Here is a 12970-nt window from a genome sequence, read left to right as displayed (position 1 = left end):
GATGGCATGAATTTGACATAGGGTGAAGCTGAGCGGGGTCGCAGCGGCGATTTGCACCTTTTTGGCGCAAACGCGTGCGGAGTTGTAGATTTTCGTTACATATGCATCACATAAACAGGACAGTTTTCAGACTTTTGTTATTGTCGTTGCCATTGATGATTAATAGTCTTGCAACCATTCTAATAAAAGTTCAGCTGCTAGCTAACTGTGTACTAGAGAAGCCATTCCCCACACCCCCGTGGGGATTTTTTTGCCTTAATGCCGAATCACGGCGTCAATAAAATCGTGCAATATGCGGCTGTCGCTCGCTTTACGCCAGATAGCATAAATATCGCTGCGCATTTCATTCCCGCATTCTATGTATGCAACCTTTCGCTGCCGCGCCAGACTTTCGGGCACAAACGCATAGCCTAATCCCGCTGTTACGCAGGCAAATATCACGTCGTAGCATTCCACCTCCAGCAGCGCGGCGGGGATGACTTGCTGCTTCTGCAGCCAGGCGTCCACCAGATGGCGATAGTGGCATTGCCGCGAATAAACATAGAGATCGTTTTTTGCCAACAACGCCGGCCGACATGCCCCGCCAATGAAGACCAAACGCTCCTGGAAAGCACGCCGGCTCTGCATCTGCGGATGTTCGATCGGCCCATCTGAAAACACCACGTCCAGCGCCCCTTTTTGCAGCTGAAACTCCAGATCCAGCGAATATCCCTGCACCACACTCAGCTGAACGCGGCGATTTTGCGCACGGTAATGGGCCAACTTTTGCGGCAAATGATGACTCAACGCGATATCCAGCGCGCCAAGCCTCAGTTCGCCCTGCACCGGATCCTGTTCAAGCTGCGATCGCGCCCGCTCCTCGAGCGCCAAAAAACGCTTGGCCTTATGGTAAAGCGCCCGGCCTTCCGGCGTGAGCGACAGCCGATTGCGCTCACGCTCGAACAGCGTGACGCCGCACGCCATTTCCAGCTCTTTTAATTTCTTGGTCACGTTAGAGGGCACGCAAAACAGCCGCTCCGCCGCGGCCGTGAGACTCTCCGACTCCACCACCATGCAAAAGGTGGCTAACTGGGCACGTTTAAACATCTTAAGCCTTCACCAAAAGTGAACGATTCACGAACTTTATTTCACTTTTAGTCAGCCATCAAGTCCGTAAAATCCTCGCTGTCAGCACAATGCTGCCCCTGGAGATATCCAGTTTCATTACCGACCGAGGAAATCAATCATGATTACGCTCAACGTCTTTTTTCAGGTCAATCCGGCCAAGCGGCAAGCGTTTCTGAGCCTGCTCAACACCATGGTGCAGGAATCCAATAAAGAAACCGGCTGCTCTTTTTACCAGCTTTGGCAATGCCAGAGCGATGAGAACAGCTACGCGCTGCTCGAAAACTGGGACGATAAGGCGGCGCTTTCAGCACACCAGAAAACGCCTCATTGGATCGCCTTTAACGATGTCGTTAACAGTTATTTGACCCATGATTACGATGAGCATCATTACACGGAAATCGCTCGTTAAAACCGCGTGAACCGGCCCAATGCGGGCCGGTTTCACTCCCCTGTCTGATAGAACAAGCCCCGCGCGGGACAAACTGCTAACCAATTGTCGAATTTACTAAAATCTGTTAAATTGATCACAAAATCACGGTGGAGAAACCACGATGAAATTGGCGATATACAGTACCAAACAGTATGACCGTAAATATCTCGAACTGGTGAATCAGCAGTTTGGCTATGAGCTGGAATTCTTCGACTTTTTACTCAGCAAAAAAACCGCCAAAACGGCCGCCGGTTGCAAGGCGGTGTGTATCTTCGTCAACGACGACGGCAGCCGTGAAGTGCTCGAAGAACTGGCGGCGCTGGGCGTCGAAATTCTCGCCCTGCGCTGCGCCGGTTTCAATAATGTCGATCTGGACGCCGCCAAAGAACTGGGCATCAAGGTGGTGCGCGTGCCGGCCTACTCACCGGAAGCCGTGGCGGAGCACGCGGTAGGCATGATGATGTGCCTGAACCGCCGTATTCACCGCGCCTATCAACGCACCCGCGACGCCAATTTCTCGCTGGAAGGGCTGATCGGCTTTAACATGCACAATCGCACCGCCGGCGTGATCGGCACCGGTAAAATCGGCGTGGCGACGATGCGCATTCTGAAAGGCTTCGGCATGAAGCTGCTGGCTTACGATCCGTTCCCGAGCGAACAGGCGCTGGAACTGGGCGCGGAGTATGTCGACCTGAAAACGCTGTACGCGCAGTCCGACGTGATCACCCTGCACTGCCCGCTGACGCCGGAAAACCACCATCTGCTGAATGCCGACGCCTTTGCGATGATGAAAAACGGCGTGATGGTGATCAACACCAGCCGCGGCGCGCTGATCGACTCCACCGCCGCCATCGACGCGCTGAAGCAGCAGAAAATCGGCGCGCTGGGAATGGACGTTTACGAGAACGAACGCGATCTGTTCTTCGAAGACAAGTCTAACGACGTGATTCAGGACGACGTGTTCCGCCGCCTCTCGGCCTGCCACAACGTGCTGTTTACCGGCCATCAGGCCTTCCTGACCGAAGAGGCGCTGACCAGCATTTCGCAAACCACGCTGCAGAACATCAGCCAGTTGGATCGCGGCGAAGCCTGCCCGAACCAGTTGAACGCCTGAGCGTCACCTCGGGGCGCCCTTGCGGCGCCCTGTTTATTTGAGAGAACGCGATGAGAAAAACCACGGTAGCCGCCCTTGCGGCGCTGGCTTTAGCGGGGTGCAGCATGAAACCACATACGGCCGTCACGCCAGGCGATCTGCTGCATCACAACTTCGTGTTGCAGAGCGTGGATGGCGAAACGGCGAAGCCACCGGCGGGCGGCGGCCTGCTCAATCTGGAGTTCGGCGAGAACCTGCATGTCTCCGGCGCGATGTGCAACCGCTTCTTCGGCCAGGGGCAATTACGCGACGGCGTGCTGACGGTGAAACCGCTGGCCACGACGCGCAGGCTGTGCCCTGATGAACAGCGCAACCGCTGGGATCAAGTGATCGGCCCCGTGCTGGAAAACGGCGCCGAAGTGACGCTAAGCGCCCAGCAGCTGACGCTCAACGGCAGCGGCCACACGCTTATCTATACCCTGCGCGATTGGGTGTATTGATCCTGCGCGCCAGGCCTGGCACCGCGGGCTTACCCGGCGCAGCTGCCCAGGCCCAGCGTGCGTTCTTCGCACTGCTTGCCGTTCGGCATTTGGCACATGCGCAGCGCTTCACCGTTCAGGTTGTGCGCGATGGTGGTGACGCCGCCGACCGCCGCGCAACCGGCGCTGGTCTGCAACGTATTGATTCTGGCACTGTTGCCCTGCTGTACTGGCTCTTCGTTATTGCTGCTGCAGGCGGCTAAAAGCAGCACGGCGCTGGCAAGCAGCCATTTTGATGTCGTCATTATCCCACTCCTGAACCCGGAACTGCGCTGTGTAAAATCGCCATTGCTGATAACGCGCGTCACTTGGCGGACACGTTTCGCTATCTTTGATGCAAACTTGTTTAATCTAGCTCGATATATAAATAATGAAAATATATTCCAGCCATTATTTGTCGTTTTTTTGCGTCGGCCGGACATTTATTTTGTTTGCAGAATATTTCCGCACCGGCGCGCGGTGCCAAACGTGACGGCGCCACCCGCTGCCAGGCTTCGGCCGCACGCAGAAAGTGATAACGTCACCGCTGCCGACCAGGAAGTTTTTCCGGCGATATCGCTATTCATTATCTTCGCGTGCTTTCAGTAAAACGGCGCATTTTTTGCTACCGGAGAGGACGATATTTGCGTCTATGCTGGCGGCGCTAAGTAATTAGCATTCCACTATTTTCAGTGAATGATGGCTGAATTCTTCAACCGGCGCGACTCGCTGTCGCGCCGGCCTTTTTTCACATTAAAATAACACTCAGTGCACCGTGGCTTTGGACAGTAAATTAATCACCAGCACGCCGGCAATAATTAATCCCATGCCGACGATCGCCGGCCAATCCAATTTTTGCTGATAAACAAATACCGCGGCGACCGACACCAGCACGATCCCCATGCCTGACCAAATCGCATACACGATGCCCAGCGGCATACTCTTGACCACCATCGACAGCCCCCAAAATGCCACGCCGTAGCCCAGCACCACCAGCAGCGACGGCCACAGGCGGGTAAAGCCCTCGGAAGCTTTCAACATGGTGGTGGCGATCACTTCCGCAACTATCGCCATCGTCAAATACATAAATGCGCTCATGATTTTCTTCTGTCAGTTTGCCGATGCGCAATTATGACGTGCCGGAAATAAATTGTCTTTAAACGGTGAAAACAATTTATTGCCGCCGGCCCCCAATCGACGAGGAAATAGGCCTTTGACGATTTGTCACCCGCCACACAAACACGATAAAGCCGCGTTCAAACCCTCTGTTAGACTTTTTTCCATTACTGCGAAAGTGCGCTTTCGCGGCTTTGAGAGCAATGAAAAGGTAACGCCGATGATAACTACAGATGGTAATAATGCAGTCGCTTCCGTGGCCTATCGCACCAACGAAGTGATTGCCATCTACCCTATCACGCCGAGTTCCACCATGGCGGAGCAGGCGGATGCCTGGTCCGGTGATGGCCGGCAAAACATCTGGGGCGATATTCCCCGGGTAGTGGAAATGCAGTCGGAAGGCGGCGCTATCGCCACCGTGCACGGCGCCTTGCAAACCGGCGCGCTGTCGACCTCGTTCACCTCATCGCAGGGTCTGCTGTTGATGATCCCGACGCTGTACAAACTGGCCGGCGAGCTGACGCCGTTTGTGCTGCACGTCGCCGCGCGCACCGTAGCCACGCACGCGCTGTCCATCTTCGGTGACCACTCGGACGTGATGGCGGTGCGCCAGACCGGCTGCGCCATGCTGTGCGCCGGCAGCGTGCAGGAGGCGCAGGACTTCGCGCTGATCTCGCAGACCGCCACCCTCAACGCGCGCGTGCCGTTTATCCATTTCTTCGACGGCTTCCGCACCTCGCACGAAATCAACAAGATCGTGCCGCTCAGCGACGATACGCTGCGGCAAATGCTGCCGCAGGCGGCGATCGACGCTCACCGCAGCCGGGCGCTGTCGCCGGATCATCCGGTGGTGCGCGGCACTTCCGCCAACCCGGACACCTATTTCCAGTCGCGCGAAGCCACCAACCCGTGGTATGACGCCACCGGCCAGCACGTGATCGACGCCATGGAAGCCTTCGCCGCCCTCACCGGCCGCCACTATCGGCCGTTCGACTATTACGGCCACCCGCAGGCCGAGCGCGTGGTGGTGGTGATGGGCTCCGCCGCCGGCACCTGCGAAGAGGTGATCGACACCCTGCTGACCCGCGGCGAGAAAGTCGGCGTGCTGAAGGTGCGGCTGTTCCGGCCGTTCTCCGCCCAGCATATGCTCGGCGCGCTGCCGGACAGCGTGCGCAGCGTCGCGGTGCTCGATCGCACCAAAGAACCGGGCGCGCTGGCCGAGCCGCTGTATCTGGACGTGATGACCGCGCTGGCGGAAGCCTACAGCCGGGGTGAGCGCACCACGCTGCCGCGGGTGATCGGCGGCCGTTACGGCCTGTCGTCGAAAGAGTTCGGCCCCGACTGCGCGCTGGCGGTGTTCCGCGAGCTGGCCCAGCCGCAGCCGCGCCCGCGCTTTACCGTCGGCATCTTCGATGATGTCACCGGGCTTTCGCTGCCGCTGAGCGACGAAATCCTGCCGCAGCGCGCCTCGCTGGAAGCGCTGTTCTACGGTTTGGGCAGCGACGGCTCGGTCTCGGCCACCAAGAACAACATCAAGATCATCGGCAATGCCACGCCGCTGTATGCCCAGGGCTATTTCGTCTACGACTCCAAAAAGGCCGGCGGCCTGACGGTGTCGCACCTGCGCGTCAGCGAGCAGCCGATCAACTCGGCTTACCTGGTCAGCCGCGCGGACTTCGTCGGCTGCCACCAGCTGCAGTTTATCGATAAGTACCAAATGGTCGAACGCCTGAAGCCCGGCGGCACCTTCCTGCTCAATACCCCTTACGGCGCCGACGAGGTCTGGTCGCGCCTGCCGCAGGAGGTTCAGGCGCTGTTGCACCAACGCCAGGCGCGTTTCTATATCATCAACGCCGCCAAGCTGGCGCGCGAATGCCGGCTCGGCGCGCGCATCAACACCGTGATGCAGATGGCGTTCTTCCACCTGACGCAGATCCTGCCGAGCGACGTGGCGCTGCAACAGCTGCAGGACGCCATCGCCCGCAGCTACAGCAGCAAGGGCCAGGAGATCGTCGAGCGCAACTGGCAGGCGCTGGGCGCCACCCGGGCCGCGCTGACCGAGATCCCGCTGCAGCCGGTCGACGCCAGCAGCCCGATGCGCCCGCCGGTGGTCTCGGACGCCGCGCCGGACTTCGTCAAAACCGTCACCGCCGCGATGCTGGCTGGGCTGGGCGATGCGCTGCCGGTTTCCGCCTTCCCACCGGACGGCACCTGGCCGGTGGGCACCACCCAATGGGAAAAGCGCAACATCGCCGAAGCGATCCCGATCTGGCAGCCCGACCTGTGTACCCAGTGCAACCACTGCGTCGCCGCCTGCCCGCACTCCGCCATTCGCGCCAAGGTGGTTCAGCCGGCGGAGATGGAGCACGCCCCCGCCTCCCTGCAGTCGCTGGATGTCAAAGCGCGCGATATGCGCGGCCAGAAATACGTGCTGCAGGTAGCGCCGGAGGATTGCACCGGCTGTAACCTGTGCGTCGAGGTCTGCCCGGCGAAAGATCGCCAGAACCCGGAGATCAAGGCCATCAACATGGCTTCGCGCCTCGATAATCTGACGGCGGAAAAAAACAACTACGACTTCTTCCTGCAGCTGCCGGAAATCGATCCGGCGCAGCTGGAGCGCATCGACATTCGCACCTCGCAGCTGATCACGCCGCTGTTCGAGTACTCCGGCGCCTGCTCCGGCTGCGGCGAAACGCCGTACATCAAGCTGTTGACCCAGCTCTATGGCGACCGCTTGCTGATCGCCAACGCTACCGGCTGCTCGTCGATCTACGGCGGTAACCTGCCGACCACGCCGTACACCACCAACGCCGAAGGGCGCGGCCCGGCGTGGGCCAACTCGCTGTTCGAAGACAACGCCGAATTCGGCCTGGGCTTCCGTTTAACGGTCGATCAACATCGCGCGCGAGTGCTGCGCCTGCTAAATGCTCTGGCGCCGCAGCTGCCGGAGCGGTTGGTCAATGCCCTGCAGATGGGCGACGTGGCGCCGGAGCCGCGCCGTAAGCAGATCGCCGAACTGCGCACGCTGTTGGCCAATCTCGAAGGCGAAGACGCGCGCCAGCTGGCGGCCGGCGCCGACTACCTGGTGGATAAATCCATCTGGCTGATCGGCGGTGACGGTTGGGCCTACGACATCGGCTTCGGCGGTTTGGATCACGTCCTCAGCCTGACGGAGAACGTCAACGTGCTGGTGCTCGACACCCAGTGCTACTCCAACACCGGCGGCCAGCAGTCGAAGGCCACGCCGCTCGGCGCGGTGACCAAGTTCGGCGAACACGGCAAGCGCAAGGCGCGCAAGGATTTGGGCGTCAGCATGATGATGTACGGCCATGTCTACGTGGCGCAGATCTCGCTGGGGGCGCAGCTCAACCAAACGGTGAAAGCAATTCAGGAGGCCGAGGCCTATCCGGGGCCGTCGCTGATCATCGCCTACAGCCCGTGCGAAGAGCACGGCTACGATCTGGCGCTCAGCCACGATCAGATGAAACAGCTGACCGCCACCGGCTTCTGGCCGCTGTACCGCTTCGATCCGCGCCGCAGCGCCGAGGGCAAGGCCGCATTGGCGCTGGATTCGCGGCCGCCGAACAGCAGCCTGTCGGAAACGCTGCTGAAAGAACAGCGTTTCCGCCGCCTGAACGCGCAGCAGCCGGAAGTGGCCAGCGCGCTGTATCAGGCCGCCGAGAAAGAGCTGCAGGAGAAATACGATTTCCTCAGCCTGCTGGCCGGCAAGGCGGAAAAATCCGCCGCAGAGTAACCTCCCTCAAGGCGCGAGCGATTCGCGCCCTGTTCTTTTACCGCCGGCGTCAGCCGCAGCAAAAACCCGCTGGCATTCCTGCGCGCAATCCGTACCATACAGGCCTCGCGTCGGGCGCGTGGCAGCAGGATGATGAATAATGATCAAAAGCGGCCGGTTGAATGGTAAACTCGCGGCTACAACGCCATGCCCCTAGTGCCCCCCATTGAGAATGAGCACGATTTAAATGTCAGAAAAGCAATCCGTTAGCCAAAAAGAGCAGTACAACCTCAACAAATTGCAAAAGCGCCTGCGCCGCAACGTGGGCGAAGCGATCGCCGATTTCAATATGATTGAAGAAGGCGACCGCATCATGGTCTGTCTGTCCGGCGGTAAAGACAGCTACACCATGCTGGAGATCCTGCGCAATCTGCAGCAGAGCGCGCCGGTCAACTTCTCCCTGGTGGCGGTGAACCTCGATCAGAAGCAGCCCGGCTTCCCGGAGCATATTCTGCCCGCCTACCTGGAAAGCCTGGGGGTGGAGTACAAGATCGTCGAAGAGAACACCTACAGCATCGTTAAAGACAAGATCCCGGAAGGCAAAACCACCTGTTCACTGTGCTCGCGCCTGCGCCGCGGCATTTTGTACCGCACCGCCACCGAACTGGGCGCCACCAAGATCGCGCTGGGCCACCACCGCGACGACATTCTGCAAACGCTGTTCCTCAACATGTTCTACGGCGGCAAGATGAAAGGCATGCCGCCCAAGCTGATGAGCGACGACGGCAAGCACGTGGTGATCCGCCCGCTGGCCTACTGCCGCGAGAAAGACATCGAACGCTTCTCGATCGCCAAGGAATTCCCAATCATCCCATGCAACCTGTGCGGCTCGCAGCCTAACCTGCAGCGCCAGGTGATCGGCGATATGCTGCGCGACTGGGACAAGCGTTACCCTGGCCGGTTGGAAACCATGTTCAGCGCCATGCAAAACGTGGTGCCTTCGCACCTGAGCGACATCAATCTGTTCGATTTCAAAGACATTCACCACGGTAGCGCCGTAGTGGACGGCGGCGATTTGGCCTTCGATCGCGAAGACATCCCGATGCAGCCCGTCGGTTGGCAGCCGGAAGATTCGGACGACGCGGTGCCTGCGCCAGAGCGTTTGAACGTGCTGGAAATCAAATAAGCCCCTCTCGCCGCTTGCCCTCTGCAAGCGGCGGCATTCCCCTCTCTCGACGATCTCGATCCTGTTCACAGTTTGCGCAAAATTTACTGGGCGGTGCCGTTTTTACCCTATACTGTTTATTTATACAGTCATATGGAGATCGCGCAATGAATATCACCCCCTGCCTGTCCCACGTCTCGCTGGGCTCCAACGATTTCGAGGCCGCCGCCGCCTTTTACGATCGCACGCTGGCCGCCTTGGGTTGCCGACGCGTGCTGGAGCATCCCGGCGCCATCGGTTACGGCCGCGACTATCCGGAGTTTTGGCTGCAGGTGCCGATCGACGGCCGGCCGGCCTCGCCCGGCAACGGCACGCACGTCGGTTTTTTCGCCACCAGCAAGCAACAGGTGGATGAATTCCATCGCCAGGCGCTGCTGGCCGGCGCCGCCGATGAAGGCGCACCCGGTTCGCGGCCGCACTACGGCGAGGCTTACTACGGCTGCTTTGTCCGTGATTTGGATGGGCACAAGATTGAAGCCAGCTTCTGGGATGAAAGCGCGGCCTGAAGAAAAGAGGAAAGCCGAATAAAAAAATGCCGGTGATTAAACCGGCATTGTACGAATCAAATGTGCTATGCAGTAATTCAAAAATAAGAAAGTAAGACAATTATGGAGCGCAACGCCCATCGCTTGACGTTGCATTCACCTGCGAGAGAGATCATGCCCCATTTCCCCCGGCTAAATGTTGATATTGCTCAATGTTAACCGGGTTTTCGTCATTTTTGCCTACAGCCAGCGGCTGCGCTTCAGCCACCAGGCGACGCCAAGCACCAACCCGCCCAGCATCAGGCAAAACGCCGCAAAACCGAGAGGATTGCCGCCGCCCGGAATGCCGCCAAGGTTGACCCCGAACAGCCCGGTCAGGAAGGTGGTAGGCAGAAATACCATCGCCAACAATGACATGGTGTAAGTGCGGCGGTTCATCGCATCGGCCATCACCGTGGTGATTTCGTCGGACAAGATGGCGGTGCGCGCGATGCTGCCGTCCAGATCGTCCAATCCCCGCCCCAGGCGATCGGCGATGTCCTGCATGCGGCGGCGATCGTCGTCGCTCATCCACGGCAGGCGGTCGCTGGCCAGCCGCGCGAAGACGTCGCGCTGCGGCGCCATATAGCGGCGCAGCACGATCAGCTGTTTACGGATCAGCGCCAGCTGGCCGCGCTCCGGCACCTGCTGCTCCAACAAGGCGTCCTCCAGATCGATGATCTTGTCGTGCAGATCCTCGATAAATTCGCTGGTGTGATCGGTCAACGCATCGGAAATTTCCACCAGCCAGCTGCCGCTGTTGGTCGGCCCGGCGCCGCTTTGCAGATCGTTCACCACCTGATCGATGGAATACACCTTGCGGTGTCGGGTAGAGACAATCAGTTTATCGGTGATGTACACGCGAATGGTGACCAGCTGGTCCGGCCGGGAATTGGCGTTGAAGTTGATGCTGCGCAGGGTGATCATGGTGCCTTCGCCCTGGCGGCTGACGCGCGGCCGTGAGCTTTCGCCGGAGAGCGCTTCGCGCACCGAGTCCGGCAGCAGCGGCGTGGTGCTCAGCCATTCGGCGCTGGCCGGGTGCGCGTAATCAAGATGCAGCCAGCACGGCGCGTCGCAGGTGATCTTGTCACCCTGCTCGATCGGCGTGACGCCGCCCTTGCCGTCCAGCTGGTAGGCGTAAACCGCATCGGCGATCTGCAGCTCGCTCCCCTCAATCACATCCATTCATTTATCCCCTCAGTCTTGCTTATGTTGCTGAGTCTAGCGTTAACGCCTTGGAGATCAAAGGCCAAGCTGTAACGCCAGTTTTCACGTTGTCCTATAAGCGTGGTCTATACTTCTGCCGCAAGGAACGCAAGACAGCCCGAGAGGAGACTCGCATGTTACAAATCAGCGCCGCGGATATTTTGAAAATCGTCTTACCGACCGTCATTACGCTGTTTATCGCCGTCGTCAAAACCCCTTTTCGCATTCGGCGGGAAAACCGCGATAAGCTGCTGAACCTGCTCGAATCCGTCGAGAAGCGCCAGAGCGCCCCCATACGCCTGTTGCGATTTCGCGACTATCTCGGCAATAGCAGCGCCGGCCTTACTGCGCTGCAACTGCTGCTGGCATTGCCGGACAGCGTAGCGGCGCTGGAGCGTTATCGCTTCACCGGTGGCCGCCAGCAAATCTTGCGCGCCACGTCCGCGGGCTTCGTTTTGCGGCCAAGCGCCAATAACGCTTTCAAACGTTTCCTGCTTTCGTGTCGCTATTTTTTGCTGTATTTGCTGTTCGTCACGCTGCTGGTACTATTCCCCGCGTTGACTCAATGGGGACTGCAGCAGTCAGGGGTATTGATTACGCCCCATTCACTCAGCTATCTGCCTAATGCGCGCATCACCGACGGCTGGCAGCTGCTGTTCCCCGGCTTATTATTTATTATCATCATGTTCAGCCTGGCATACCTGACCTTCAGACAGCTGGAACGCGCGGGTAACCTCAGCTCGGAACGCGCCTTTTATCGCTACTACCAACGAGCGCGTGAGGAACAACGATGCCGGGAAGTCCTGAGACAAATGCGCACTGCGCTGCGCCGAGCCTGACGAGAATGCGCCGCCTGCGGTGCATCGCAATGGCCGCCCTGCTGCTGTTCGGCCAATCGGTTCGTGCAGAGCCGGTGTTGGAGCGCCTCGCCACGCCCTATCGCGCGCCGACGGCGGCCGGTTCCCTGCCTTATTTTGTCGCTCACGCTCAATCCCCCCAGCCGCGTAACGCACTGGTGGTGATGCACGGCCATCCACGCGACGCCGCCAGGACGTTGCAAGCGGCGATCGACGCCGCGCAGGACGCGGGAGACAGCAGCTTGCTGGTCGCCCCGCTGTTTCAGGTACCGGTAAAACTCGCCGCCCACTGCCATTCCGCCGGTCTGCCCCAGCCGCAAGACGGCGACGCCCTGTGGCGCTGCGGCTCCTGGATCGAGGGCGGCTTGGATAATGGCGGGAAGACCGGTTCGTTCAACGCCATGGATAACCTGCTGGCCGATCTGAAACGGCGCTGGCCGTCGCTGCAGTCGATAACCGTGGCCGGTTTTTCCGCCGGCGCCCAGTTCGTGCAGCATTATGTCGGCTTTGCCCAGCCGCCACGCGGAGTGCGTCTGCGCTATGTGGTGGCCGATCCCGGCAGCTGGCTCTATTTTGATCGCCTGCGCCCTCTGCCCACCAGTTGGGGAAACTGCAGCAGTGAAGAAACCTGCCGTTTTCGCTGGCAAACGCTGGACGCCGGCCATTGTCCGCAGGCCAACCGATGGAAATACGGTCTGGAAGCGTTTCCCGCTCACCTGCAGCGCACCGCCGACGCGGCCCGCCGGCGTTACGCCGCCGCCGATATCACCTATCTGGCCGCCGCCGAGGATACCGGCGCCGCGCCGGGCGCTTACTATCGGATACTCGACAAATCCTGCGCCGCCCAGTTGCAGGGCCCCTATCGATTGCAGCGCGCCCTGGCCTACGCCGACTACGATCGGCGTTACCTGGCGCCGGAGAAGCCGCATCGGTTAACGATCGTTCCCGGCTGCGGGCACAACGTCGCCTGCGTATTTTCCGCCCCGGCGGCCAGGCAGGCGCTTTTCCCCATTAATGCAGACTAATAATAACGGCAATGAAATAAACCTTTGCCGACAAATCAGGCAATATCGCCGATAAAACGCTGGCAATGCCGTTATTATTATGACTTAACATATTGCTATCATTTTTAATTCAAAATGATAATAATAAAACAACACA

Annotated in this window: 12 protein-coding genes; 8 read left to right on the top strand and 4 right to left on the bottom strand. The window is 59.3% G+C overall.

Going from position 1 to position 12970, the window contains the following annotated elements:
* Positions 1-255: 255 nt before the first annotated feature.
* On the bottom strand, positions 256-1086 hold the full coding sequence (locus REA38_RS13515) for a LysR family transcriptional regulator (protein WP_308886040.1): 831 nt from the start codon (positions 1084-1086) through the stop codon (positions 256-258).
* A 139-nt stretch (positions 1087-1225) separates the two neighbouring features.
* Between REA38_RS13515 and REA38_RS13510 the strand changes: the two genes are divergently transcribed.
* From REA38_RS13510 to hslJ, 3 genes are all read left to right on the top strand, one after another.
* Positions 1226-1516 (top strand): putative quinol monooxygenase, encoded by a 291-nt coding sequence (locus REA38_RS13510; RefSeq protein WP_308886039.1) that lies wholly within the window; start codon positions 1226-1228, stop codon positions 1514-1516.
* A 142-nt stretch (positions 1517-1658) separates the two neighbouring features.
* Positions 1659-2651 carry a 2-hydroxyacid dehydrogenase gene (locus REA38_RS13505; protein WP_016927571.1) on the top strand — a complete coding sequence of 331 codons (993 nt, stop codon included), beginning with the start codon at positions 1659-1661 and terminating at the stop codon, positions 2649-2651.
* Positions 2652-2701: 50 nt separating this feature from the next.
* On the top strand, positions 2702-3130 hold the full coding sequence (gene hslJ, locus REA38_RS13500; RefSeq protein WP_308886038.1) for a heat shock protein HslJ: 429 nt from the start codon (positions 2702-2704) through the stop codon (positions 3128-3130).
* 29 nt (positions 3131-3159) lie between these two features.
* On the opposite strand, the gene REA38_RS13495 is transcribed toward hslJ, so the two are convergent.
* Positions 3160-3414, bottom strand: coding sequence for a DUF333 domain-containing protein (locus REA38_RS13495; RefSeq protein WP_015377999.1), 255 nt, complete (start codon positions 3412-3414; stop codon positions 3160-3162).
* Positions 3415-3913: 499 nt separating this feature from the next.
* A complete protein-coding gene (gene ssmE, locus REA38_RS13490; protein ID WP_033634669.1) occupies positions 3914-4246 on the bottom strand; it encodes a multidrug efflux SMR transporter SsmE in 333 nt (110 codons plus the stop codon).
* Positions 4247-4484: 238 nt separating this feature from the next.
* Here ssmE and nifJ point away from each other — a divergent pair, with 238 nt between their 5' ends.
* From nifJ to REA38_RS13475, 3 genes are all read left to right on the top strand, one after another.
* Positions 4485-8018 carry a pyruvate:ferredoxin (flavodoxin) oxidoreductase gene (nifJ, locus tag REA38_RS13485; protein WP_308886037.1) on the top strand — a complete coding sequence of 1178 codons (3534 nt, stop codon included), beginning with the start codon at positions 4485-4487 and terminating at the stop codon, positions 8016-8018.
* 226 nt (positions 8019-8244) lie between these two features.
* Positions 8245-9183, top strand: coding sequence for a tRNA 2-thiocytidine(32) synthetase TtcA (gene ttcA / locus REA38_RS13480; protein WP_308886036.1), 939 nt, complete (start codon positions 8245-8247; stop codon positions 9181-9183).
* Positions 9184-9329: 146 nt separating this feature from the next.
* A complete protein-coding gene (locus REA38_RS13475) occupies positions 9330-9728 on the top strand; it encodes a VOC family protein (RefSeq protein ID WP_033634674.1) in 399 nt (132 codons plus the stop codon).
* 219 nt (positions 9729-9947) lie between these two features.
* Here REA38_RS13475 and zntB read toward each other — a convergent pair whose 3' ends face one another.
* On the bottom strand, positions 9948-10931 hold the full coding sequence (gene zntB, locus REA38_RS13470) for a zinc transporter ZntB (protein ID WP_033653059.1): 984 nt from the start codon (positions 10929-10931) through the stop codon (positions 9948-9950).
* Positions 10932-10981: 50 nt separating this feature from the next.
* Here zntB and REA38_RS13465 point away from each other — a divergent pair, with 50 nt between their 5' ends.
* A complete protein-coding gene (locus REA38_RS13465; protein WP_308886035.1) occupies positions 10982-11791 on the top strand; it encodes a hypothetical protein in 810 nt (269 codons plus the stop codon).
* A 5-nt stretch (positions 11792-11796) separates the two neighbouring features.
* Positions 11797-12834, top strand: a complete 1038-nt coding sequence (locus tag REA38_RS13460) for a hypothetical protein (protein WP_374213790.1) — start codon at positions 11797-11799, stop codon at positions 12832-12834.
* Positions 12835-12970 lie beyond the last annotated feature (136 nt).

This window comes from Serratia sp. MF1(2023) (genome assembly GCF_030954545.1).
Taxonomy (GTDB): Bacteria; Pseudomonadota; Gammaproteobacteria; order Enterobacterales; family Enterobacteriaceae; genus Serratia; species Serratia sarumanii.
The sequence above is the reverse complement of the archived record's forward strand: the minus strand, read 5'-3'. Positions and strand labels throughout refer to the sequence as shown.

Coding starts and splice junctions, on each gene's coding strand:
- zntB (WP_033653059.1), bottom strand. CDS start 10,931: ATGGATGTGATTGAGGGGAGCGAGCTGCAGATCGCCGATGCGGTTTAC.
- ttcA (WP_308886036.1), top strand. CDS start 8,245: ATGTCAGAAAAGCAATCCGTTAGCCAAAAAGAGCAGTACAACCTCAAC.
- REA38_RS13510 (WP_308886039.1), top strand. CDS start 1,226: ATGATTACGCTCAACGTCTTTTTTCAGGTCAATCCGGCCAAGCGGCAA.
- hslJ (WP_308886038.1), top strand. CDS start 2,702: ATGAGAAAAACCACGGTAGCCGCCCTTGCGGCGCTGGCTTTAGCGGGG.
- REA38_RS13475 (WP_033634674.1), top strand. CDS start 9,330: ATGAATATCACCCCCTGCCTGTCCCACGTCTCGCTGGGCTCCAACGAT.
- nifJ (WP_308886037.1), top strand. CDS start 4,485: ATGATAACTACAGATGGTAATAATGCAGTCGCTTCCGTGGCCTATCGC.
- ssmE (WP_033634669.1), bottom strand. CDS start 4,246: ATGAGCGCATTTATGTATTTGACGATGGCGATAGTTGCGGAAGTGATC.
- REA38_RS13505 (WP_016927571.1), top strand. CDS start 1,659: ATGAAATTGGCGATATACAGTACCAAACAGTATGACCGTAAATATCTC.
- REA38_RS13515 (WP_308886040.1), bottom strand. CDS start 1,086: ATGTTTAAACGTGCCCAGTTAGCCACCTTTTGCATGGTGGTGGAGTCG.
- REA38_RS13495 (WP_015377999.1), bottom strand. CDS start 3,414: ATGACGACATCAAAATGGCTGCTTGCCAGCGCCGTGCTGCTTTTAGCC.
- REA38_RS13460 (WP_374213790.1), top strand. CDS start 11,797: ATGCGCCGCCTGCGGTGCATCGCAATGGCCGCCCTGCTGCTGTTCGGC.